The organism is Enterobacter sp. R4-368, from assembly GCF_000410515.1.
GTDB lineage: Bacteria > Pseudomonadota > Gammaproteobacteria > Enterobacterales > Enterobacteriaceae > Kosakonia.
Window position 1 is genome coordinate 3,397,120 of record NC_021500.1, and the last position, 23,577, is coordinate 3,420,696.

At 54.4% G+C, this 23,577-nt stretch carries 23 protein-coding genes; 14 read left to right on the forward strand and 9 right to left on the reverse strand.

Features of this window, described 5'->3' with window-relative positions:
• Nucleotides 1-39: 39 nt before the first annotated feature.
• Complete coding sequence (locus H650_RS15905; RefSeq protein ID WP_020456142.1) at nt 40-387, forward strand: cupin domain-containing protein; 348 nt, start codon at nt 40-42, stop codon at nt 385-387.
• 23 nt (nt 388-410) lie between these two features.
• On the opposite strand, the gene H650_RS15910 is transcribed toward H650_RS15905, so the two are convergent.
• The 3 genes from H650_RS15910 to H650_RS15920 are packed head-to-tail and all read right to left on the reverse strand — an operon-like array spanning nt 411 to nt 2,966.
• The gene (locus tag H650_RS15910; protein ID WP_020456143.1) at nt 411-1,178 is read right to left on the reverse strand and encodes an inositol monophosphatase family protein; all 768 of its coding nucleotides are present in this window, start codon (nt 1,176-1,178) and stop codon (nt 411-413) included.
• A 10-nt stretch (nt 1,179-1,188) separates the two neighbouring features.
• Nucleotides 1,189-2,211: a LacI family DNA-binding transcriptional regulator gene (locus tag H650_RS15915; protein WP_020456144.1), complete on the reverse strand. Its 1,023-nt coding sequence runs from the start codon at nt 2,209-2,211 to the stop codon at nt 1,189-1,191.
• The gene (locus H650_RS15920; RefSeq protein ID WP_020456145.1) at nt 2,208-2,966 is read right to left on the reverse strand and encodes an MBL fold metallo-hydrolase; all 759 of its coding nucleotides are present in this window, start codon (nt 2,964-2,966) and stop codon (nt 2,208-2,210) included. Before H650_RS15920 ends, H650_RS15915 begins: the two co-directional genes overlap by 4 nt.
• A gap of 152 nt (nt 2,967-3,118) precedes the next feature.
• On the opposite strand from H650_RS15920, the gene H650_RS15925 reads away from it, so the two are divergent.
• From H650_RS15925 to H650_RS15945, 5 genes are all read left to right on the forward strand, one after another.
• Nucleotides 3,119-4,102 carry an ABC transporter ATP-binding protein gene (locus H650_RS15925; protein ID WP_020456146.1) on the forward strand — a complete coding sequence of 328 codons (984 nt, stop codon included), beginning with the start codon at nt 3,119-3,121 and terminating at the stop codon, nt 4,100-4,102.
• Nucleotides 4,103-4,133: 31 nt separating this feature from the next.
• Nucleotides 4,134-5,279, forward strand: a complete 1,146-nt coding sequence (locus tag H650_RS15930; protein WP_020456147.1) for an ABC transporter substrate-binding protein — start codon at nt 4,134-4,136, stop codon at nt 5,277-5,279.
• Nucleotides 5,280-5,341: 62 nt separating this feature from the next.
• Nucleotides 5,342-6,172: an ABC transporter permease gene (locus H650_RS15935; protein ID WP_020456148.1), complete on the forward strand. Its 831-nt coding sequence runs from the start codon at nt 5,342-5,344 to the stop codon at nt 6,170-6,172.
• Nucleotides 6,172-6,993 carry an ABC transporter permease gene (locus tag H650_RS15940; protein WP_020456149.1) on the forward strand — a complete coding sequence of 274 codons (822 nt, stop codon included), beginning with the start codon at nt 6,172-6,174 and terminating at the stop codon, nt 6,991-6,993. The genes H650_RS15935 and H650_RS15940 overlap by 1 nt, the downstream gene beginning before the upstream one ends.
• A 104-nt stretch (nt 6,994-7,097) precedes the next feature.
• Nucleotides 7,098-8,225 (forward strand): hypothetical protein, encoded by a 1,128-nt coding sequence (locus H650_RS15945; RefSeq protein ID WP_020456150.1) that lies wholly within the window; start codon nt 7,098-7,100, stop codon nt 8,223-8,225.
• 320 nt (nt 8,226-8,545) lie between these two features.
• Here H650_RS15945 and H650_RS15950 read toward each other — a convergent pair whose 3' ends face one another.
• Entirely contained in the window at nt 8,546-8,827 is a 282-nt protein-coding gene (locus H650_RS15950) for a YjcB family protein (protein WP_020456151.1), read from the reverse strand.
• Nucleotides 8,828-9,353: 526 nt separating this feature from the next.
• Between H650_RS15950 and H650_RS15955 the strand changes: the two genes are divergently transcribed.
• Both H650_RS15955 and pdeC read left to right on the forward strand, forming a co-directional pair.
• Nucleotides 9,354-10,757: a GGDEF domain-containing protein gene (locus H650_RS15955; protein ID WP_020456153.1), complete on the forward strand. Its 1,404-nt coding sequence runs from the start codon at nt 9,354-9,356 to the stop codon at nt 10,755-10,757.
• Nucleotides 10,758-11,099: 342 nt separating this feature from the next.
• Nucleotides 11,100-12,671 (forward strand): cyclic di-3',5'-guanosine monophosphate phosphodiesterase PdeC, encoded by a 1,572-nt coding sequence (gene pdeC, locus H650_RS15960; RefSeq protein ID WP_020456154.1) that lies wholly within the window; start codon nt 11,100-11,102, stop codon nt 12,669-12,671.
• 7 nt (nt 12,672-12,678) lie between these two features.
• Here the strand turns inward: pdeC and soxS are convergent, their stop codons facing one another.
• The gene (gene soxS / locus H650_RS15965; protein ID WP_017459478.1) at nt 12,679-13,002 is read right to left on the reverse strand and encodes a superoxide response transcriptional regulator SoxS; all 324 of its coding nucleotides are present in this window, start codon (nt 13,000-13,002) and stop codon (nt 12,679-12,681) included.
• 81 nt (nt 13,003-13,083) lie between these two features.
• Between soxS and soxR the strand changes: the two genes are divergently transcribed.
• From soxR to H650_RS15985, 4 genes are all read left to right on the forward strand, one after another.
• On the forward strand, nt 13,084-13,542 hold the full coding sequence (gene soxR / locus H650_RS15970; RefSeq protein WP_017459479.1) for a redox-sensitive transcriptional activator SoxR: 459 nt from the start codon (nt 13,084-13,086) through the stop codon (nt 13,540-13,542).
• A 266-nt stretch (nt 13,543-13,808) separates the two neighbouring features.
• Nucleotides 13,809-14,477: a glutathione S-transferase family protein gene (locus tag H650_RS15975; RefSeq protein ID WP_020456155.1), complete on the forward strand. Its 669-nt coding sequence runs from the start codon at nt 13,809-13,811 to the stop codon at nt 14,475-14,477.
• A 299-nt stretch (nt 14,478-14,776) separates the two neighbouring features.
• Nucleotides 14,777-16,126 carry a guanine/hypoxanthine transporter GhxP gene (gene ghxP / locus H650_RS15980; RefSeq protein ID WP_017459481.1) on the forward strand — a complete coding sequence of 450 codons (1,350 nt, stop codon included), beginning with the start codon at nt 14,777-14,779 and terminating at the stop codon, nt 16,124-16,126.
• Nucleotides 16,127-16,297: 171 nt separating this feature from the next.
• Nucleotides 16,298-17,944 (forward strand): Na+/H+ antiporter, encoded by a 1,647-nt coding sequence (locus tag H650_RS15985; protein ID WP_020456156.1) that lies wholly within the window; start codon nt 16,298-16,300, stop codon nt 17,942-17,944.
• Between the two features lie 48 nt (nt 17,945-17,992).
• Here the strand turns inward: H650_RS15985 and H650_RS15990 are convergent, their stop codons facing one another.
• Nucleotides 17,993-18,886 carry a LysR family transcriptional regulator gene (locus H650_RS15990; RefSeq protein WP_020456157.1) on the reverse strand — a complete coding sequence of 298 codons (894 nt, stop codon included), beginning with the start codon at nt 18,884-18,886 and terminating at the stop codon, nt 17,993-17,995.
• 100 nt (nt 18,887-18,986) lie between these two features.
• Between H650_RS15990 and H650_RS15995 the strand changes: the two genes are divergently transcribed.
• Both H650_RS15995 and H650_RS16000 read left to right on the forward strand, forming a co-directional pair.
• Nucleotides 18,987-19,394 (forward strand): CidA/LrgA family protein, encoded by a 408-nt coding sequence (locus tag H650_RS15995; protein WP_020456158.1) that lies wholly within the window; start codon nt 18,987-18,989, stop codon nt 19,392-19,394.
• A complete protein-coding gene (locus tag H650_RS16000) occupies nt 19,391-20,080 on the forward strand; it encodes an LrgB family protein (protein ID WP_020456159.1) in 690 nt (229 codons plus the stop codon). The genes H650_RS15995 and H650_RS16000 overlap by 4 nt, the downstream gene beginning before the upstream one ends.
• Nucleotides 20,081-20,110: 30 nt before the next feature.
• On the opposite strand, the gene H650_RS16005 is transcribed toward H650_RS16000, so the two are convergent.
• The 3 genes from H650_RS16005 to H650_RS16015 all read right to left on the reverse strand — a co-directional run bounded on the left by H650_RS16005 (nt 20,111) and on the right by H650_RS16015 (nt 23,516).
• Nucleotides 20,111-21,406, reverse strand: a complete 1,296-nt coding sequence (locus H650_RS16005) for a Gfo/Idh/MocA family protein (protein WP_044489775.1) — start codon at nt 21,404-21,406, stop codon at nt 20,111-20,113.
• Between the two features lie 152 nt (nt 21,407-21,558).
• Nucleotides 21,559-23,205: a cation/acetate symporter ActP gene (gene actP, locus H650_RS16010; RefSeq protein ID WP_020456161.1), complete on the reverse strand. Its 1,647-nt coding sequence runs from the start codon at nt 23,203-23,205 to the stop codon at nt 21,559-21,561.
• Nucleotides 23,202-23,516 (reverse strand): DUF485 domain-containing protein, encoded by a 315-nt coding sequence (locus tag H650_RS16015; RefSeq protein ID WP_170956342.1) that lies wholly within the window; start codon nt 23,514-23,516, stop codon nt 23,202-23,204. Before H650_RS16015 ends, actP begins: the two co-directional genes overlap by 4 nt.
• Nucleotides 23,517-23,577 lie beyond the last annotated feature (61 nt).

Here is a 23,577-nt window from a genome sequence, read left to right on the forward strand (position 1 = left end):
CACTAACAATAAGGACACCCTGTGTGTACGCGGAAAGCGATGCTGACCAACCTGTTACATGATCTCCCCGCGAGCACGAATGACGCGGAGACGTTTGACAATCTGCTTTCGCGAAAAGATCTGAAAATTGAGCGCATCGTCTCTACCGGTCAGGCCAGCCCGCCTGATTTCTGGTACTGCCAGCCGCAAAGCGAGTGGGTATTGATTCTTCAGGGCGCCGCCGGTTTGCAACTTGAAGACGAAGTGCAAGAGCGGGTATTGCAGGTGGGAGATTTCGTCAATATCCCCGCGCAATGCCGCCATCGGGTGAACTGGACACAGGCTGAACCGCCGACCATCTGGCTGGCGGTTCACTACGAATACCCAGAAGAAGAACGGCCCGAATGAGCCGTTTTCCCTGGAAAGCGGGTTTAACCATTTGGCAGTAAAATCGGTTGCAGGCGCTGCCACACGTGCGGCGTTGCCGCCCAGGCGTTATTGCCCTGCGTCAGACCATTATTGGCAAGAAAATCGTTATGCATGCCGCCCGCTTCTTTAATAATCACCAGCCCCGCCAGCGCATCCCAGCTGTGCAGGTGCGCTTCGAAATAACCATGCACCTGGCCGGCGGCTACGTGCGCCAGCATTAACGCGCCCGCACCAAAGCGACGATGCTCCACGCCGTGTTCAAACAGGGTTTCGATGGTTTGCGTATATTCGCGCGGCGGCCTGCGGCTGGAGCGGCCAATGCCGAGCACTACCGCGTCGGCGTCTGGTTCGCTCAGGCTCAGGCGTTTACCGTTTAAGAACGCGCCTTTGCCGCTTTCAGCGAAGAAAAACTCGTCGCGATCCGGGGCGTAAATTATCCCAAGTTGGATGGCATCATTGCGCACGTAAGCAACCGAAATGCACCAGTAATCCATGCCGAGAATAAAGTTGGTGGTGCCATCAATCGGGTCGATAACCCATACGCCGTCGCTGCCTGGTTCCAGCCCGCGCTCCTCGCCGAGCAGACCATCCTGCGGGCGTTCAGCTTTCAGCCAGGCGCGCAGCTCGGTTTCGACATACACATCCGCCTGGGAGACAAAATCCTGACGACCTTTCTGTTCAATGGTCAGCCCGTTATCACGAAGCTGTTTCGCCTGCTGACCGAGACGACGAATCAGTGCGCACAGCGCCTGGGTAAACTCTTCTCTCATATCTGAACTCTTAGCCAATCTGTGGCGATGTTTGTCGGTGAATCAGTGTCACCTTAACCCACTCAACGCGGGAAGGCTGTAAAGGATTTTTCGCCCGCTCCAGCAGGCGCGTCAGCGCCCGGTTGGCTATCTCCGCCACGTCCTGATGCAGCGTGGTTAACTGGTAGCTGAACTGGCCGCTCTGCGGCGTGTTATCAAAACCTATCAGGTGAAAATCGTCTGGTGCGAATTTCCCGCGCTGGCGCATGCCGTCGAGAAAACCGCAGGCCAACTGCGCGTTGGCGCAAAATATGCCCTCCGGCAGATCTTCATCACTCTGTTGCGCGGCCTGAAAACCGCCGTCGTAGCCCTCTTGGCGCGCGTCATACCAACGCACTTGCTGCTGGGTATCCACGCCGAGTTGCTGCAATGCCTGGAAAAAGGCTTCACCGCGCTGAATACCCGCCCAGGTCGATCCACAATTGTTGAGCCAGCCAAAACGGCGACAGCCGGAGTGATAAAGCTGTTCAGCGGCCTGACGTGCGCCGGATACATTGTCGGAACAGACGAAATCGACTAACGGAATATCCGGGTGGCGGTTGATGCCGACCACCGGAATGCGCTGGCTGACGCACTCGTTCACTATCGCTTCTGGCGGTTGGCCGGAGGTGACGATCACGCCGGAGACGCGAAACTGGGTAAAACGGCGCAGCGTGGTGACCAGATCCTGCTCGCCGGTGATCTCGGTGACCAGCGCCTGGTAACCACGGCGCTGAATTTCATGCAGCAAGCCTTCCAGCAGGCTGCTGCGAAACGGGTCGCCAATGCGCGCGACAATCACGCCAATCAAGTGGCTGCGCTGGCGGTTAAGCCCCTGGGCGAGGAAATTGACCTGATAGCCAAGCTCCTGCGCGGCGCGCAGCACTTTCTCTTTGGTGGCGGGCGAAATACTGCCGTTGCTGCTCAGCGCGCGCGATACCACGGCGCGGGACACGCCCGCGCGCTTCGCCACGTCTTCGGCGGTTACTGCTTGTTTGCGTAAACGCTGGCTCACACTTTCCCCTCCGCGCGGCGGCTGAGATCGGTGGCGAAACCATCGTGGCTGAGAAACAAACCCGGATACGCCGTGCAGGCTTGCTCAATCGCGGGCAAGGCGGCGTCGTTGCAGTGGTACAACCCCAGGCGCGGTAAACGCAGTTGGCCGAACAGCGCCAGGCAGCCGGGAAAATCGCCGTGCGAGGCGTCATTGGGCAGCGCCGTTGCCGAAGCGCACTCCTGAAACGCCAGCGTCGCGTTGTGCATCAGCGCGATGCTTTCCGGCGTTGGGCGTCCATCGCCGCTGTAGAACAGCGTGTGACCATCCGCTTCGATCCGCAGGGCGAGATTGGGCAGTTCATGGTGCGTAAACGCGGTGCGCATGTGCCAGCCTTGCCACTGCCATTCGGCCTCGCTGTCGCGCCAGTCAATGTCGAAACAGAGATCGTTTTCCGGCCAGTTAGCGAGGCTCGCCAGTTTTATCAGTACCGGGCGCTGTTCGCGCTGCGACCAGATGATCAGCGGTTTACGACGCTGAAAACTTTTCCAGTAATTCAGCAGCGCAGTTAGCCCGGTGCAGTGATCCGGGTGAACGTGGGTGAAGTAAATGGCGTCGATGTCGTTTACGTCGCCGCCGCGCTGCCACAGCGCGCGCGGGATTGTCGGGCCACAATCGATCAGCAACTGGCGATTTTCGTTATCGATAACGCGGATTGCCGAGGTGTTTTGCTGCAATGAGAAGGCGCTACCGCAGCCCAGAACATCTATTTTCATTTCGCCCCACCAAATTTATTGCGCACTTAATCAAACTGTCACAAATAGACGACAAAGTAGGCTCACATAATGTCGGTGCAACGTTGCATTTTTTTTGCAAATAAATGAACACGTGTTCATCGGTGAAAGAAAAGCTGAAGAAAGGAACGCCCGTGAGTTATTTACAGATTGAAAAACTGAAAATTGGCTATGGCGAAAATATCGTTCTTCACGATATTCATCTCGCTGTGGAAAAGGGCGAAATGGTTGCGCTGCTTGGGCCGTCTGGTTGCGGAAAAACCACGTTGCTCAACGCGTTATGTGGTTTTATCCCGGTGCGATCCGGCGTTATTGCCGTTAATGGTCGGGATATTACTTACAGCACGCCAGAGCAGCGAAATATTACCATGGTGTTTCAGAGTTATGCCTTGTGGCCGCATTTTACCGTCGCGCAAAATATTGGTTATGGCTTAAAAGTCCGCCGCGTTAAAAAAGAGGCGATTGCGCAACGCGTGCAGGAATTATTAAAAATCGTCAACCTTGAAAATTATGCGGATACAAAAGTGACGGCGCTTTCCGGCGGCCAGCGTCAGCGCGTGGCGCTGGCGCGCGCATTAGCCATTGAGCCGGATGTGCTGGTGCTCGATGAGCCGCTGTCGAACCTGGACGCCAAAGTGCGCCTCAATGTGCGCCACGAGATCAAAGCGCTCCAGAAAAAGCTCGGTTTCACCTCGTTAATCGTCACGCATGACCAACAAGAGGCGCTGGTGATGGCCGACAGAATTGCGGTGCTGAATAACGGGCGCATCGAACAAATGGGGACGCCGGAAGATATTTATCACCGCCCGGCAACGCCGTTTGTCGCGGATTTTATGGGCGCGGATAACTGCATGACGCGGGCTGATGCGGGCGGGGAAACGCTCTATTTTCGCAGTTCGGACGTCAACATGCACCGCCCGTTAACGACGCCGGAGCAGCCGGGCCTGGTACTGAATGGCGTGGTGGAAGAGAGCGCGTTTCTCGGCCACCAGTATCGTCATAGTGTGCGCTGCGAGGGGCAGATTTTTCTCGCGGATTCCACACAGTTCTGGCCTGCCCGAACGCCGGTGATTTTGCATGTGCCGGAAACGGCGCTGCATGTTTTTGCAACTTCTTAAGCCAACCAACACACTTTTCCTGGGGATTATCATGTCAGTAAAACCGAAACTTGCTGTCATCGCCGCACTCTGTTTGGGTGCAGTTCACACCGCCAGCGCCGAAACGGTTCTCAATGTGGCGACGGCGGGCGATCAAAACATGGTCGACTACGTTAAAACCTGGCTGGGGCCAAAGTTTGAAGCCGCGCATCCGGGCGTGAAAGTGCAGGTGGTCGGCACCGGGCCGGGCGATGCGGGCTCAAACAAGATTGTCGAAAAACTGACGGCGCAACAGCAGAGTGGCGCGAAAAGCTGGGATATCGACGTCGCGGTTGTGCACCAGGCGGCGGGAGGGCAACTGGTGGAAAAAGGGCTGCTGGAGAAATACCGCTCGTCCATCAACACCGGTTCGATGGTGACGGCAGAGAACGCCAAAAACGCGCTGGGTGTTAACGTTGATGGCTATGTAATGCCGATGTTTTTGAGCCAGACGGCCATCGCGTATAACAGCGAGCTGATTAAAACCCCACCGAAATCCTACGACGAGCTGGTGCAGTGGTCGGCGAAAAACCCGAAAGCCTTTGGCTATAACGGCATTAAAAACGGCATGTCCGGCGTCAGCTTTGTGGTCGGCTGGATTTACGCTTACGGCACTGATGCGGCGCGTCTTTCCGCGCTGCCGTATGACAAAAGCGTGGAAAAAACCTGGAGTCAGGCGTTCGCCAGGCTGAAAGAGTTCAATAAAAACGTCACTTTCACGCCGGGTAACGCCGGAACGCTGGATATGCTCAGCCGGGGCGAAATCACCATGGGGCCGGTGTGGGTCGATATGTTCTATAGCTGGAAAGATCAGGGCAAAGTGCCGCCGTCGATCAAACTGGCGTTAATCGCGCCGGGGATGCCGGGCCAGCCAATGTATTACGTTGTTCCGGCACATGCAGCGCAGGCCAAACTGGCGCAGGAGTTTATTGCGCTGGCGACCAGCCCGGACGTGCAGGCGCAGGGCATTGTGAAGCAGTTCAACTGGTATCCAGGAATTGACGCGAAATACGTGAAAGAGAAACTGGATGCAGCTACCTGGCAGAAACTGTTTGCGGAAATCTCGCCGGATGATTTAGCGAAATACGGCAAAAGTTTCCCGATCACGCCGTACTTTGACGATATCAAAGAGGGCTACGAGAGCCAGGTTTCTAACTGACTGACGGATATGCCTGGGCATTTCGCCCGGGCATTTTTTTGCTGTGATTATTCAGGTTCACCATGCGACACGCCTTTAAATACTGCTTACTGGTAGGCCCGGCCACGCTGCTGATCGCCGTCTTTTTCCTCTGGCCGCTGGGTTTTTCGCTGATTTCCGCGTTTACCAGCGATACGCAGCCTTTCACGCTGGCGCACTTTGATAAAGTTTTTGCGCTTTACTCGAACGATATTCTCTTTACCGTACTTATCGTGCTGGTTTCCCTGGTGATTCTGGCGCTACTGTCGATAACAATTTCCGCCATTATCGTGCTGTCGCCGTTTCGCGGCATCGTGAAAGCGCTGGCATTTTTGTACCGCCTGCCGCTGTTTATTCCCTTTATTGTTACCGCGCAGATGATGCGCACCTTCCTCGCCAAAAACGGGCTGATGAACAATGTGCTGGTGGCGAGCGGGCTGTTAACGCCAATGGACACCACCTCGCTGCTGGGCTGGAGCGGGATCATTATTACCTTTGTCTGGAAGCAGATGGCGTTCTCGACGTTACTGATTTGCGGCGCGATGTCGGCGGTGGAGCCGTCGCATATTCTGGCGGCGAAAAACCTCGGCGCGTCGCGTTTACGCATCCTCTTTGACATCATTTTGCCGCAGGTGCTGCCGACGATTGGCGTGGCGATGGTGCTCTCCACGGTGACGATGATGTCGGTGCTTTCCGTGCCGCTGATGATTGGCACCGGCACGCCAACCATGATGACCGTCGATATGGCGTTTCGCGTTAACTCGTACGGCGATTACCCGGTGGCGAATGCAATGGGCGTGATCTCCTATCTGATTTGCGCGGCGCTCTCCTGGTTCTATTTACGCCACAGCCTGCATGCGAAAGGAGCGCTGTAATGACCACGTTTCGACAAAAACTCCGCGGCAGTTTTCTGCTGCAAACTCTGTTGCTCACTTTTCTGGTACTGGCGCTGTTTGGCCCGCTGCTGAATCTGCTTATCTGGACGGTGGCGGAAAGCTGGTTTTTCCCGCACACCTTGCCGAGCCAGTGGGGATTGAAATACTGGAGCCAGGTGTTTAGCCCTTACAGCGATGTCTCGGGATCGCTCTCCATTAGCGTGCTGATCGCCGTGCTGTCGGTGCTGGTTTGCCTGCTGATTTCTGTTCCGGCGGGTTACGCATTGTCGCACCGAACCATGCCGTGTCGCGCCTTCTTTATGCTGCTGTTTCTCATCCCGCAGGCGTTTCCTAACCTGACGGTGTATATGAACGTGGCGCGGCTGTTTTATCAGTGGGGACTGAACGGTACGGTGGCGGGCGTGGTGCTGGTGCACAGCGTGCACGGCTTGATGTATTCGATCTGGATAAGCGTGGCGGCGTTCTCTTCACTCGATCCGCTGCTGGCGCGCGCCTCGCGCAACCTGGGTGCCGGGCCGGTATACACCTTCTTCCATATTATTTTGCCGCAGGCCGCGCCCGGGCTGATTGCCGCCAGCATTTTTGTCTTCCTGGAATCGCTGGATGAGTTTACCGCCACCTTTTTTGTTGGCGCACCGGATATCACCACGCTGCCCATTTTGCTCTATACCGCCAGTATGTCGGGCAACTACCAGGTGTCATCCATTACCGCGCTGATCCTGCTGGTGCCATCGGTGCTGTTTATGCTGGTTATCCATAAATTTATGCGCCCGGAGATGCTGTCGAAACTGGGGAAATAATTATCTGACGACGTCACAAAAAGGCGTGTGCCGGGCCACTTAATAGGTAGCTGTGGCGCGACGCTACCAGCCAAAACAAGACGGCAACAGTCGGAGGAGAAAGTATGGATATCAAAGGCCCGGCAGCGATTGATGTATTTAAACCTTATGATATTTCCCCTTACGAAGACAAAACACTCAGAGCGGTTCAGCTGGAGCCTGCCTATACGCCCGCAAAGGAGTCTTTTCAGGCGTTTCAGCAGCGGCATTATGCGTGGCGAACCGGTGACAAACAGGCCGATATTTCCCATGTCCCCAAAGATGAAGGCAAGATACCGTTGCCCACGCTGGGCGAAAGCTTGCAGGAGATGTTCCTGGGCGCGGTATTGGGCGGGCCGCTGCCGGAATTCCCGGGCGGAGTGCGAGCGCTTCCCGGTGCCGGCGCGGCGCGGCTTGCTGAACGACCTTCTGGCACTGCTAAAGGCCCGCACGGTGAAATCAACGTCGCTATTGCGGAGTCGAAAATGGCGGTGGCAAGGCCATTAAATCCAGCTACGGAAGCGAACGTTTCCGCCAGTAAGCCGTTAAGCCACGCCATACCTGACGCCTCTGGCCCGGACGTATTACATGTTTCATTACCGCAAGCGGGAGGAAAAAATTTTTCCGAGGCCATGGCGTCGTCAAAACTCAACATCAAACAATTCGCTGATATTGCTAAAGTTGGCGCGGATGTGGGTGAGAAAGAGATGGGGAGGGTGACATTATCCGGTGAAATCAATATCGTGCGTCGCGATGGCCCCTTAAATGATCCGAATATGTATATGTTTTTCACCGACAGCTACAAGGGCGAGCCGCGGCTGAATATCATTGGTCATGGCATTTTTACACCAAACGGTGACAGCACGACCGGCCTGCAGGTCGCTGGTGGTATCAAAGGGCCGTTTGATGTGGCGCTGGATACACTGGAACTGGCGGGCGATGTGAGGTTTAAAAACATCCGTTGCTTAAGTTGTCACGGGGCGGAAGGCGGCATTGATTCCTTCGCACAAAAACTGGCGAATTACACCGGCGTGCCGGTAAAAGGTTATCACGGTTCGGTCACCGTTGGCGGGCATGCGGACGGTTCAAATATGGTCGTGATAAAAAATGAGATGGACGCGCTGTTCTATTTTGGCAAGCGCGAAACGACGCATTACCAACCGCAGAAATTCCACCCGCTCTGGCGACCGTGGGAAACCCGTATTCTTGAATAAAACAATCGTTGTGCTGAAGTGAAAGCGCAGATGCCCGCGAAGTTGAGTCCTGGTGGGCATCTGTATTTTTACGTCCTGCTTCGGCGAGTGTGCATTCCCTTTTACCACCCCTGGCTGGCAATAAGACGGCTTATCCGCCCGATCCCTCTATTAAATCAAATAGATGTGTACCGATTTACGCACCGGTGAGCGATTATGCCAATGCCAGTAAAGATCGGCCGCTGGCGCAGATCCGATGTTTATATTTATGCGAAAGGGCGTCGCGTAGAAAAATGACCCCCCAGAGGAAATAAAAAAGCGCCCGCAGGCGCTTTAAGCAATCACGTTACGATCATCGGCCACTCGGGTGGCGCTTTTTGCGCGATCTCTTCCATCACGACGAGCAGGTTGTGCCAGCTCGTGGAGAGATCTATCGCCGTAATGCCCAACAAACCGGTAGCGAACCAGCATGCCGCCGCTAAGCCCATGCCGCTGCTGATCACTGCCAGGCCAATATAATCAGCACGACGGAAGCGAATGTTCAGCGTACTGGCCATAAACATCAACACTGCACTCAGTAACTGCCAGCGGAGAAGCACGACGCTGGCGGTAAAGGTAGCCATCAAACCATCCTCAGAAAGACCGAATACCGGGCGGACAAGCACGTTGCGCGAGTGGCAATGCTGAAGATCCGCGAATAACACAACGAATTGAAACGGCGTTCCCCGTTTCAGGAATGTGTGAACTATATCACATTTGTTGATTTATTCGCCAGTACAAAAAGCGTGCTTTTTGCATCGTGTTGGTTGTGTTTTATCCGAAAATATATCGCCAATGTATTTATGTGTGCACGGGAATGAATGTTTTTTTTATCTAATACATTTGAGTGATATTTAGCATCCTAATTGCCACAACGTTTACAGGTTGTGTCGCATATATTATGCTTTTGAGGATAATCTTATTAGCCTGTGAATGATGATTCAGGGTTTTGATCTTTATCGATATATTCTTTTTCATCACGTCCTGTATGCGTGAGGAAGATATTTGTGCGCGCAGTTGCGCTAACTGAATTGATGACCGCCTCTTCTTTTTTCCTGATGACATCATTTTAAGCTGGTTTCGCGTCTTATAACCTGCGAATGAAAAAATATGAAAATAGAAAATTCCGCCGTGCCGCCTGGGGACGCTGATGCGGCGTTGTCGGTTCTGGCCAGGCTGATGCCCTGGCTCACTGCGCAACGCTCAATGGAAGAGATATTACGCGCGATCAATGCAGCACTTGGATCCACGCTTGCGTGGGTGGTTATCCGGCAGGACGACGCGTGGCAGCTCGTCAGTTCAGGGTCGCCGGGCTGCACGTTGCAGGATGTACAAATCTTTCTTGAGCAGTCTCAACTGCAACGACATCAGCGCGCCTGGCGAGTCATTTGCTGGCGGCGACATGCCGGTGATTTATTATTTCCGCATCATGAAATAGCGGCCAGAAAATTACGTAGCGGTATTTTGTGTAAGTTAAATTATAAAGAGTCAGGAGTCGAAGGTTATTTCTTTTTGGCATTTTCGCAGTCCTTGCACTCTTTATCCATCGTGAAAAATGTCGTTATTGTTTTGGTCGAAAAACTAAAAAATTATCTTGCTGAAATTGTCGCCCGGGAACGCACGGCGAAAGAGATGCAGCGTATTGTGACGCAATATAAAGCGTTATTTGAACGCGCTCCGGTTTTAATGAACTCGTTTGATAAAAGCAATCGCTGCATATTATGGAATGGTGAGTGCGAACGCGTATTTGGCTGGAGCATGAATGAGCTCAATCAGCAGGCCGATCCATTAGCGTTATTTTTCCCCGATCCCGAGGTACGGCAAAAAGTTCGCGCTTCGGTTAATACATCGCCGGCCGTCGACATGCATGAATGGCACCCGGTACGACGTGATGGCCAGGTGCTGACGGTACTCTGGTCAAATATTCAACTGCCGGATCACTCTGTGCTGAGTATTGGGCTCGATATTACCGAGCGTAAAAAGGCGGAGCGGCAGCTGGAAATGAAAGCCACCATTGACGATCTGACCGGCTGTTATAATCGTTTTTCTATGTTGCGGAAGTTAAAAGAGGCGCTGGTGGCCTGTCGCCCGGACGAGCCGCGCAGCCACTTCAGCATGCTGATGCTGGATCTTGATTATTTTAAAAATATCAATGATCGCTGGGGGCATTTAACAGGCGACGCCGCACTGATTCATTTTTGCGATCAGATCCGTGAACATTGCGATCCGTCATATATTTTTGGTCGTTTAGGCGGTGAGGAATTTCTGATTTTAATGCCGCATACCCACAGTAAAATGGCGCTGCGTTTTAGCCAAAAAATCCGCGCGTCACTGGCGCGAAATCCATTGTTTAGCAATGGTGAAAAGATAGCCTTATCCTTTAGCGCTGGTTTAGTATTCGTCACCGGTGAAGAGTCCGATACTTCAGTTTTACTTACGCTTGCGGATAACGCCCTGTACGATGCGAAACGCGCAGGCCGCAGTCAAACCGTGGTGGTTGGCGCTTTTTTATAAATAAAGAAGAAATTATGAAGACTTCGCAACGACAGATGAAAAAATACGCGAATGGCGTGCCTTTTTTTTATCCTGCGGCCAGTTTAGCTTAATCAGCGATACTCTGTTGTATTAAGTTAAAACACCCCCATGCGAATGGATTAATATTTTCCTTAATATAAACATTGGGCACACTCTGAGTTTGCTTTATGGTCGCCTGTTTCGGTCATAACCAAATATTAGGTTTTTAATGAGAAAAGTCAGTTGCTAATGTCGTTTGATTCATGCAACGTAATCACCTGTTTATCAAAGCATCCTGCCAAACATTAAAAAGGCGCTTTAAATGCATGGATATAGGCGGACATGAATCATAGCGTGCGTCGCAAGATGCTCAGCGTCGTCGTGCTCATCACGGTAGTTCTTCTGCCGCTGATGTTGTCGCTATGGTTTGCGCATATTCGTGCGGTGAAAGAAACGAGTGCCCAGCTTCAATCGTTTGCCCAATTAGCGCTAAATAAAACGGAGCGCGTTATCCAACAAGTGGATACGGTTCGCAGCGCCGCGGAAAAATACCACGGACAAATTTGTGCGCCGGAACATCGCGCGGCCATGCTCAATATCGTCCGCAGCAGTATGTATGTTTCGGATTTAATTTATGCCCGTGGCGACCACTTTTTATGTTCGAGCGTAATAACGCCCACGCAATCGTATGCTATTTCACCAGCGGATTATAAACGCGCGCCCGATATCGCTATTTATTACTATCGTGATACGCCTTTTTACGCAGGCTACAAGATGGTGTACATGCAGCGCGGAAATTATGTCGCGGTGATTAATCCGCTCACTTACAGCGATGTGGCATCAGACAATCCTGATCTGGCTTACGGTATTTACGACACCGTTACGCACCAGTTTTTTTCCGTCAGCCAGAATGCCCACCTTAGTAAGTTAGCTACGCTGTTACGCACCGACGATTTAACATTCCAGCAGGATCAGCGCTTTTATACCATTGCGCGTTCGGAGAATCGTCCGATCGCGATTATTGTTTCGACATCGAGTGACCACTATTTTCAGGCGCTTTATCACCAGGCTACTTTAACACTGCCGCTGGGCGTGATTGGTAGCGTTATTCTGCTATTAATATGGTCGCGAACACGGCAGGAGTTTAACTCTCCACGCCGTATGCTCCACCGGGCGTTAACCCGACGCCAGCTTCGCCTTCATTACCAACCTATTATCGATATCAAAAATGGCACCTGCGTTGGTGCGGAAGCGTTGTTGCGCTGGCCGGGGTTTAATGGACCGGTCATGAGCCCGGCGGAGTTTATTCCGCTGGCAGAAAAAGAGGGCATGATTGAGCGTATTACCGATTATGTCGTCGACGAATTGTTCAGCGATCTGGGCGATTTTCTGGCAATGGTGCCGCAACTTTATATTTCAATTAACCTCTCCGCCTCCGATTTTCACTCCTCGCGCCTGATTTCATTGATTGCCAATAAAGCCAAGATGCATGCAGTACGCGCCGAGCAGATTAAGATTGAAGTGACCGAGCGCGGGTTTATTGATGTGCCGAAAACCACGCCGGTTATTCAGGCGTTTCGCCAGGCGGGTTACGAAGTGGCGATTGATGATTTCGGTACCGGTTATTCTAATTTGCACAACCTGTACTCGCTGAATGTCGATATCCTGAAAATCGACAAATCGTTTATTGATACGCTAACGACGAACAGCACCAGCCATTTGATTGCTGAACACATTATTGAGATGGCGCAGAGTCTGCGTCTGAAGATTATTGCGGAAGGGGTCGAGACGGCGGAGCAAGTCACGTGGTTGTTAAAACGCGGTGTGCAGTTCTGTCAGGGGTGGCACTTTGCAAAGGCGCTGCCGTCACAGGAATTTAAACGCTGGGTACAGCAGCCGCCTTCGTTAAAGTGATAACTCATCAGGCCTGGTGTCGGTAATCGCTGGGTGTGCGATCAAACTCCCGGCGAAAGACGCGGGAAAATGTTTGTTGCGAGACATATCCCAAATCCATCGCGATATCAAAAATAGGCCGCTGCGTGGTTCGCAGCGCTTCCGCTGCCAGCAGTAAACGGCGCTGGCGAATGTAGTCACCCAGCGTTTGATGCATCACGGTGCGGAACATCCTCTGTAAATACCATTTCGAATAACCTGACTTTCTGGCGACTACATCAATGTTCATTGGTTGGTCGATATGTTCATCAATCCATTCAATAAGTGTCTGAATAATTTGCTGATGGGACATATGGCTTCCTCATTTCCCGATTCGTCGTTTTGTCTGGAAGCGAGTATAATTCCTCAAGTTAACTTGAGGTAAAGAGGTTTTATGGAAAAGAAAACGCCGCGTATTAAAGCCTTACTCAGCCCCGGTGAAGTGGCGAAGCGCAGCGGGGTTGCCGTCTCTGCGCTGCACTTTTATGAGAGCAAAGGCTTAATCAAAAGTACCCGTAATACCGGCAATCAACGGCGCTATACGCGTGATGTGCTGCGCTATGTGGCGATCATCAAGATTGCCCAGCGCATTGGTATTCCGCTGGCGACCATTGGTGACGCGTTTGGTGTGTTGCCGGAAGGGCATACATTAAGCAAGAAAGAGTGGAAACAGCTGTCGTCACAGTGGCGTGAAGAGCTGGACAGGCGCATCCATACGCTGGTGGCCTTACGTGATGAGCTGGATGGTTGCATCGGCTGTGGCTGTTTGTCGCGCAGCGATTGCCCGCTGCGTAACCCCGGCGACCAACTTGGGCAGCAGGGCACCGGCGCGCGCTTGCTGGAAGACGACTGAAACGTACAAAAAACTAAAGCGCCCGTTGGGGCGCTTTAGTCGTTTTCCGGTCTTTGTCTTTCTCTCTATCCCGCTCAGTTACGGGAGGGTTTCCCCCGACACCAGCACCCCTCAGTATGTTGGAGGTTCCGGGTTGTGCTGACACTTTTAGTGTAGGCCACAGCGGCATAATTGCTACTTTTTTGAGCAATTATTTTTGTCTTTTTTTCACCGCTGCAAGTGCGGGTTTTCTATAGTTAATGTGTATGAATTCTCTGGAGAAAAATATGCTTACGGTGCATCACCTTAATCAGTCTCGCTCCCAGCGCGTGCTCTGGGCTTTGGAAGAATTGGGCGTGCCGTATCAAATTGTCCGCTACCAGCGAGAAAAAACAATGCTGGCACCGGCATCCCTGAAAAAAGTGCACCCGCTCGGCAAGTCACCGGTGGTGGAGGATGAAGGGCTGATCCTCGCCGAATCCGGGGCGATCCTCGAATATTTGCAGGAAACTTACGACCCTGAGCAACGCTTTAAACCGCAGGAGACAAAACAGAAGCTGGATTACCGTTTCTGGCTGCACTACGCCGAAGGTTCGCTAATGCCAGTGCTATTAATGAAACTGGTGATGAACAGCCTGGGTAAACCCCCGGTGCCGTTCGGGATACGCAGTGTGGGCAAACTCCTCGCTAAGGGTGTCGATAAAGCGTTCCTGAAACAGCAAATTGAAAACCATGCGCGCTTTATTGAAGGCGAACTGGCGCAGAAAAGCTGGTTTGCAGGAGATCAGCTGAGCATGGCCGATATTCAGATGAGTTTCCCGGTGTTTGCGCTGCTGGCTCGCGGCGGCGTGGAGGATTTGCCCAACTTACGTGCGTGGCAAAAACGGGTCGAGATGCGTCCGGCATGGCAGCGCGCCATTGTGCAGGGTGGGCCATTTGATCTGCCTGGCAGCTAAAAATGATCGGCAAATGTTGCAAAGTTGCGCACCGACGATAACGTTTGCGCATCTGACGCCCACTTCTTCGCCGCTTCGCGCGAAATTTAGCGAAAAGCGGCAAAGTTCAGTTGAAAAGCGCCATATAAACGCTGGATAATCGTTTGCCTTTTTTTGACCAACCGTTGTATGCGCGGAGTTAAACGTTTGCTTTTTTGTGACCCTTTGTCACAACGCAGCCCAGGGAGATGACGTTTAACCGGCAGTGGACTGTCCACCACGCATGCCAACGCACAATAAAATTCTCAGGGGATGTTTCTATGTCTACGCCTTCTGCGCGTACCGGCGGTTCGCTTGACGCACTGTTTAAAATTTCTGCCCGTGGCAGCACGGTTCGTCAGGAAATCGTTGCCGGTTTAACCACCTTCCTGGCGATGGTCTATTCGGTCATCGTCGTACCTGGCATGCTGGGTAAAGCCGGTTTCCCACCGGCGGCTGTGTTTGTCGCCACCTGCCTGGTAGCCGGTGTCGGCTCCATCGTGATGGGCCTGTGGGCGAATCTGCCACTGGCTATCGGTTGCGCTATCTCTCTGACCGCCTTTACCGCGTTCAGCCTGGTGCTGGGCCAGCATATCAGCGTACCGGTCGCCCTTGGCGCGGTGTTCCTGATGGGTGTGCTGTTTACCGTTATCTCTGCCACCGGCATCCGTAGCTGGATCCTGCGCAACCTGCCGCAGGGCGTTGCGCATGGCACCGGTATCGGTATTGGCCTGTTTCTGCTGCTGATCGCCGCCAACGGCGTGGGTTTGGTTATCAAGAACCCGCTGGACGGCCTGCCGGTGACTCTCGGCCACTTTGCCAGCTTCCCGGTGATCATGTCGCTGATTGGTCTGGCGGTGATTATCGGTCTGGAAAAACTGAAAGTGCCAGGCGGCATTCTGCTGACCATTATCGGCGTGTCGATTGTGGGTCTGATTTTCGACCCGAACGTACATTTTTCTGGCATTTTCGCCATGCCGTCGCTCAGCGATGACAAAGGCAACTCGCTGATCGGCAGCCTGGATATCGTCGGCGCGCTGAACCCGGTGGTGCTGCCAAGCGTGCTGGCGCTGGTGATGACAGCGGTATTTGACGCCACCGGCACTATCCGTGCGGTAGCGGGCCAGGCAAACTTGCTGGGCAAAGACGGCCAGATTATCGATGGCGGCAAAGCGCTGACCACCGACTCCCTGAGCAGCGTCTTCTCAGGCCTGGTGGGGGCGGCACCGGCAGCAGTGTATATCGAATCTGCGGCGGGTACGGCGGCAGGCGGTAAAACCGGCCTGACGGCGATCACCGTGGGCGTGTTGTTCCTGCTGATCCTGTTCCTCTCTCCGCTCTCTTACCTGGTCCCGGCTTATGCCACGGCACCGGCGCTGATGTACGTTGGTCTGCTGATGCTGAGTAACGTGGCGAAAATCGATTTTGCCGACTTCGTCGACGCGATGGCGGGTCTGATTACAGCCGTGTTTATCGTGCTGACCTGCAACATCGTAACCGGCATCATGATCGGTTTTGCTTCGCTGGTAATTGGCCGCGTGGTATCCGGTGAGTGGCGCAAATTGAATATCGGCACCGTGGTGATTGCCATCGCGCTGGTGGCTTTCTATGCGGGCGGCTGGGCGATCTGACACCGCTTTTCCTCTTCCTGTGGGCAGAGGGCGTTGAGCATAAACCTTTACACAATGGGCAACTTCGGTTGCCCATTTTTTTGCCCACAGCCCGGTTTCTTTGCGTTAAGCTGAAGGCTCTGGCATCAAGGTCTGAGGCCTTTATAACAACACATCGCAAACAGGGAACGCATGGAAATATTTTTTACCATTCTCATCATGACCCTTGTCGTCTCGCTTTCTGGCGTCGTGACTCGTGTTCTTCCATTTCAAATCCCGCTTCCGCTGATGCAGATCGCCATCGGCGCACTGCTGGCCTTTCCTACCTTTGGCCTGCATGTGGAGTTCGACCCGGAACTGTTCCTGGTTTTGTTTATTCCGCCGCTGCTCTTCGCCGACGGCTGGAAAACGCCCACGCGCGAGTTTCTCGAGCATGGCCGCGAAATCTTTGGCCTGGCGCTGGCGCTGGTGGTGGTCACCGTGGTCGGGATCGGTTTCTTAATCTACTGGATGGTGCCGGGCATTCCGCTGGTGCCCGCCTTTGCGCTGGCGGCGGTGCTGTCGCCAACCGATGCCGTAGCGCTTTCCGGCATTGTCGGGGAAGGGCGCATTCCGAAGAAAATCATGGGTATTTTGCAGGGCGAGGCGCTGATGAACGACGCTTCGGGCCTGGTGTCGCTGAAATTCGCCGTGGCGGTAGTGATGGGCACCATGGTGTTCACCGTGGGCGGCGCGACGTTCGAATTTTTCAAAGTGGCGATTGGCGGTCTGCTGGCCGGGTTTGTGGTCAGCTGGTTGTATGGCCGCTCGCTGCGTTTTCTCAGCCGCTGGGGCGGCGATGAACCGGCAACGCAAATCGTGCTGCTGTTTCTGCTGCCGTTCGCCTCCTATTTGATTGCGGAACACATCGGCTTTTCCGGCATTCTTGCGGCAGTCGCGGCGGGGATGACCATCACCCGTTCCGGCGTGATGCGCACCGCGCCGCTGGCTATGCGTCTGCGCGCCAACAGCACCTGGGCGATGCTGGAGTTCGTCTTTAACGGCATGGTGTTCTTGCTGTTAGGCTTGCAGTTGCCAGGCATTCTGGAGTCTTCGCTGGTGGCGGCAGAAGCCGATCCAAATGTCGAAACCTGGATGTTGTTTACCGATATTGTGCTGATTTACGCCGCGCTGATGCTGGTACGTTTTGGCTGGCTGTGGACGATGAAGAGATTCAGCCAGCGTTTCCTGGTGAAAAAACCGATGGAGTTCGCCTCGTGGAGCGACCGCGAGCTGCTGATCGCCACTTTTGCCGGGGTGCGCGGGGCGATAACGCTTGCCGGTGTGCTCTCCATTCCGCTGTTGTTGCCGAGTGGCGATGTATTTCCGGCGCGCTATGAACTGGTGTTCCTCGCCGCCGGGGTGATCCTGTTCTCGCTGTTTGTTGGCGTAATCGCGCTGCCTGCATTGTTGCAGCATGTTGAAGTACGCGACCACGCGCAGCAGTACAAAGAGGAGCGGATGGCGCGCGCAGCAACGGCAGACGTGGCGATTGTCGCGATTCAGAAGATGGAAGAGCGGCTGGCGGCAGACACCGAAGAGAACATTGATAACCAGTTACTCACGGAGGTGAGTTCGCGGGTGATCGGAAATCTGCGCCGCCGTGCAGACGGACGCAATAACGTTGAGAGTTCCCTGCAGGAAGAGAATCTGGAGCGCCGTTTCCGCCTGGCGGCACTGCGCTCAGAGCGCGCCGAGCTTTACCATCTGCGCGCAACCCGGCAGATCAGTAACGAGACGCTGCAAAAACTGCTGCACGATCTCGACCTGCTGGAAGCACTGCTGTTAGAGCATAAGTAAACCCTGCGCCGGGCCGCCGTTTATGCGCTGCCCGGCCAGTTAACCCCGCTACTCGCTTTTCTCATCAAGCCAGAACCCTTTACAACATTGCAGCCACGCCTGCGCACTGCGGGAAAGATAAACCCCTTCGCGCCAAATCATTCCTAACTCCCAGCGCAGGTCGCTCTGCAGCGGGATCCAGCGCAGCGTGGTTTTATCCAGCCGCTGGCAAACCGGCTCCGGCAGAATGGCAATACCCACGCCCGCTTGTACCATCGCAGCGAGAAAATCCCACTGACCGCTGCGCACGGCGATACGCGGCTTCACGCCGTGTTGTTGAAACAGCAGCATGAGCTGGCGGCTTAAGGCGAAATCTTCGTTGTAGATCAGCAGCGGATGCCCGGCGAGTTCTTCCGGCGTCACGACTTCACGCGCAAGCCAACTGCCGGAGCGCGGCACCAGCACGCACATTGCATGGCTGAACAGCGGCAGGGTAGCCAGGCCACTCTCTTCTTCGGCCGGCAGTGCCGTCATCGCCACATCCAGTTCACCGTTGCTCACGGCTTGCTGTACGGTCAGACCGCCAAACTCGGCAATTTTCAGTTCCACGCCGGGGTAGCGCTGGCTGAAGAGGTTGATTGGCCCGGCCATCAGCATGCCGACCATCGGCGGAATGCCGAGGCGCAAAATCCCTTTGTTCAGGTGATTGATGTCGCCAAGTTCGGTTTCTAACTGGCGAAACTCCGCGAGGATGGCGATGCCGCGCTCATACACCACGCGGCCGGTATCGGTGAGTAAAAGTTTGCGCCCGTCACGAATAAGCAGCGTGCAGTTCAGCTCGTCTTCGAGATTTTTCAACATCTTACTGATGGTCGGTTGCGTCACAAACAGGCGCTCCGCCGCGCGGGTGAAACTTTGCTGGCGTACCACCTCCACAAAATAGCGCAGCGTTCTGATGTCCATAATTATTCCTTAGAACTATGTATGCGATGAGTTTAATTCATTTCAGTAGCGCATTGGGGCTCTCTATACTGGCCGCCTGCTTATTTGATGGAAAATCGTTATGGACGTGGCGTTAAGCCGTGTTACGCCTGCCCTTGTGCGTCGTTTACAGGTTCCGCTTCAGGTATTGCTTTATGCCGGGCTGTTTATCTTTGCGCAATACCTGGTTCAATGGCTGCATCTGCCGCTTCCTGCCAATCTGGTGGGCATGATACTGCTGCTGGGGTTAATACTTTGTCGGGTGATCCCGCTCAATTGGGTGCGTGCCGGCGCGCATTGGCTGCTGGCGGAAATGTTGCTGTTCTTCGTGCCTGCGGTGGTCGCCGTGGTTAATTACGCGCAACTGTTGATGGTGGAAGGCTGGCGCATTTTTATGGTGATCGGTTTGAGCACGCTGTTGGTGCTCGGTGCTACCGCCTGGGTGGTGGATAAAGTCTACCGCTTTGAACTCAGCAGGCTGAAAAAATGAGTGATTTCGCTTTAAGCCTGCTGTGCCTGGCGATGACGCTGGTGTGCTATTTCCTCAATAAACGGCTCTACCGCCGTTTTCGTAAATTACCGCTGATGCCACTGGTATTCACGCCGCTGCTGTTGGTGTTAATGCTGGTGTTCGGCCATATCTCCTGGCAGGACTACATTGGTGAATCCCACTGGCTAATGTGGCTGTTGGGGCCCGCGACCATCGCCTTCGCCGTGCCGGTGTATGACAACCTGGCGATTATTCGCCGTCACTGGATGTCGCTATCAGCGGGTGTGATCACCGCTTCGGTGGTGGCGGTGACCAGTTCGGTCTGGCTGGCGCGGCTGTTTACGTTGCCGGATGAGATCCAGCGCAGCCTCGCAGTGCGTTCAATCACTACGCCTTTTGCGCTGGCGGCCGCCGGGCCGATTGGTGGCCAGCCGGATCTGGTGGCGCTGTTTGTAGTGGTCACTGGCGTATTTGGCATGGCGGTTGGCGATGTGCTGTTTCTGCGCTTATCAATTCGCGAAGGCGTGGCGAAAGGGGCCGGTTTTGGCGCGGCCTCGCACGGCGCGGGCACCGCACGTTCTTATGAACTGGGGCAGCAGGAGGGCGTGGTCGCAAGCCTGGTGATGATGCTTTCTGGCGTATTGATGGTGCTGGCAGCGCCGCTGATCGCCAGCGTGATGTTTTAGCTCCCCGCCTGGCAACGGGGAGCCGGAAGGTCAGTGCTTTTTCAGCCTTGCGATCAGTTCGAACTCGTTAAAGTTAACCGGGCGTTGCTGCTGCATGGAAATGTTCCCGGCAATGCCGGTCAGAATCGACATCGCACCTGCGCGGTGATCGGCGGCGCGTTTCAGCGGGTCATTGCCCGGCGTGCCAAACAAGTCCGCCAGCATGGCGTTATCGCCGCCGCCGTGGCCGCCTTCGCCAAGAATAAAATCCGCTTTCCACGGTGCGGCAAACATCGGAAACACGGTGATCTCACAGGATTCAAGGCTGCCTTCATTGGCGCGTTCGCCGCCAGCGTTAACGTAGGATTTCTCGACGATTTTCATCTCCAGCCGCCCCTGGCTGCCGTTAAATACCACGTTTAGCCCTTCCCACGGTAGATAAGTATTTAGCGAATAAGTGAGCTGACACTGGTTCTGGTATTTCACCAGCACTGAAAGCGTGTCTTCAATGGTAATGCCGTCGCTGAACACGCTCTGATCGCGCCAGTAGTTATCTTCATGTTCGGCGTCGAGATAAAGCGCTTTTAACTGCGGATTGTCCGCCATATGCAGCGCGAAAGGATCATCGTGAGCGGCGGCATAGCCGTGCGTGCGCGGGTAAAATTGGCTAACGCCGCGTTTTTCGGCGTTCTCTTTGCCATAAAAACGCAGCCCGCCTTCGGCATACACCCGCTGCGGGTAGCTGTTGAGCCAGAAGTTCATCAGATCAAAATGGTGGGTCGATTTATGCACCAGCAGCCCGCCGCTGTTGCGTTTTTCCCGGTGCCAGCGACGGAAATAATCGGCGCCGTGTTCGGTGTTCAACAACCATTCGAAATGTACCGAATAAACGTCACCGATGGTGTTGTTCATCAGTAACTCGCGCACCTTACTGTGGTGCGGCGCATAGCGATAATTAAACGCCACGCGCACGGTTTTGCCGGTCTGCTCAATGGCATCGAGAATACGCAGCGCCCGCTGCTCGTCGATGGTCATGGGCTTTTCGGTGATCACATCGCAGCCTGCGTGTAACGCCCGCACAATGTAGTCGTCATGGGTTCTGTCCATGGTGGTGACAATAACAATGTCTGGCCGGGTTTCGTGGATCATCGCCTCAAACTGCGCCGCTTTCCACGTGGAAACGGGCTGCGCGTCTTCGTTTTGTAACAGCTGGTTGGCGTAATCCATGCGCGTCTGGTTGCTGTCGCAAAACGCCACCATGCGGGCATTCTCTTTCCACTGCCCGCCAATGGCAGAAATATACAGCCCGGCGCGCCCACCGGTTCCCACTAAAGCATATTTTTTCATCACACCCTCTTCAGTCATAAATGAATTAACGTGCTGATGTATTAAAAACATTGTTTCAATAATCTGAGGGTACTGTAGCGCGCTGGTGGCAGAGGGGTAGCGAAAAGGCGGGAAAGTATGATCCCCGGCCATTACTGACCGGGGTAGAAAGATTAATGGGCGCGGCCCTGCTCGATACCGATCCCGGTTTGCGAACGGATAAACTGCGCACGGAACTGTTCGCGCTCCAGTTTACCGGCTTCGGTGTTGTCGGTGGCGGAGAAGATCCAGATACCGATAAACGCCACGGCAATGGAGAACAGCGCCGGATACTCATACGGGAACACCGGTGCGGCGTGACCGAGGATCTGCACCCAAATTGTCGGGCCGAGGATCATCAGGACAACTGCCGTCAACAGGCCCAGCCAGCCGCCAATCATCGCACCGCGCGTGGTCAGCTTCGACCAGTACATCGAGAGCAAAATGATGGGGAAGTTACAGCTGGCGGCGATCGAGAAGGCCAGCCCAACCATGAACGCGATGTTCTGTTTTTCGAACAGGATGCCGAGCAGAATGGCGACAATCCCCAGTATCAACACGGTGATTTTCGACACTTTCAGCTCCTGGCGTTCGGTCGCGCCTTTGCGGAACACGTTGGCGTAGAGATCGTGGGAAACCGCAGAGGCACCCGCCAGCGTTAACCCGGCGACCACCGCCAGAATGGTGGCGAACGCCACGGCGGAGATAAAGCCTAAGAACAGGTTGCCACCAACCGCATCTGCCAGATGCACTGCCGCCATATTGTTGCCGCCAATCAGCGCGCCCGCCGCGTCTTTAAACGCCGGGTTTGCGCCCACCAGCATGATGGCGCCGAAACCGATGATAAAGGTCAGAATGTAGAAGTAACCCATAAACCCGGTGGCGTAGAACACGCTTTTACGCGCTTCGCGCGCGTCGCTGACGGTGAAGAAACGCATCAGAATATGCGGTAAACCGGCGGTGCCGAACATCAACCCAAGCCCGAGCGACAGGGCGGAGATCGGATCTTTCACCAGCCCGCCAGGGCTCATAATGGCCACACCTTTCGGGTGGACAGCCATCGCTTCCGTGAACAGGTTATTGAAGCTGAAACCGACGTGTTTCATTACCATAAAGGCCATAAAACTCGCGCCGAACAGTAACAGCACCGCTTTGATGATCTGTACCCAGGTGGTGGCGAGCATGCCGCCGAACAGCACATACAGCACCATCAGCACGCCAACCAGCACCACGGCGACGTGGTAATTCAGGCCAAACAGCAGCTCAATTAATTTGCCCGCGCCGACCATTTGCGCAATCAAATACAGCGCGACAACCACCAGCGAACCGCAGGCGGAAAGGGTGCGGATTGGGCCTTGTTTCAGGCGATAAGAGGCCACATCAGCAAAGGTGTAACGCCCCAGGTTGCGCAAGCGTTCGATTAAGAACAAAATGATCGGCCAGCCGACGAGGAAGCCGAGCGAGTAGATCAGGCCGTCGTAGCCGGAGGTGTACACCAGCGCGGAAATCCCCAGGAACGAGGCTGCTGACATAAAGTCCCCCGCTATTGCCAGGCCGTTCTGAAATCCGGTGATATTACCGCCAGCGGTGTAGTAATCGCTGCGCGAACGCACCCGTTTGGATGCCCAGTAGGTGATGTACAAAGTCAGCGCCACAAAAATGACGAACATAATGATCGCCTGCCAGTTGGTCGGCTGGCGTTGTACCTCGCCGGTGATGGCATCGGCGGCGTGAGCCGTAAAAGGAAGTGTGGCGGCCAGCGCCGTCAGGACTCTCTTCATGATGCTTTTACCTCGCTCAGAACCGCTTTGGTCAGACGATCAAACTCGCCGTTTGCCCGCCAGACGTACACGCCGGTCAGCACAAACGAAATCACAATCACACCGATACCAATCGGAATACCGCGCGTGACGCTGGTGCCTTCATGCAAGGGCGTACCGAGCCAGTGCGGGGCAAACGCGATCAGCAAAATAAAGCCGACGTAGATAATCAGCATGATGATGGAAAGCATAAAGGCAAACCGTTGCCGTCTTTCGACTAACTCCCTGAAATGCGCACTGTTTTCTATCTGTTGATAAATGTTATTCATCACAGAATTCTCCAGAGGTCTCCCCGTTGTCTTGCGCGCTGCCGGTCAGTTGGCCGCACGCGCC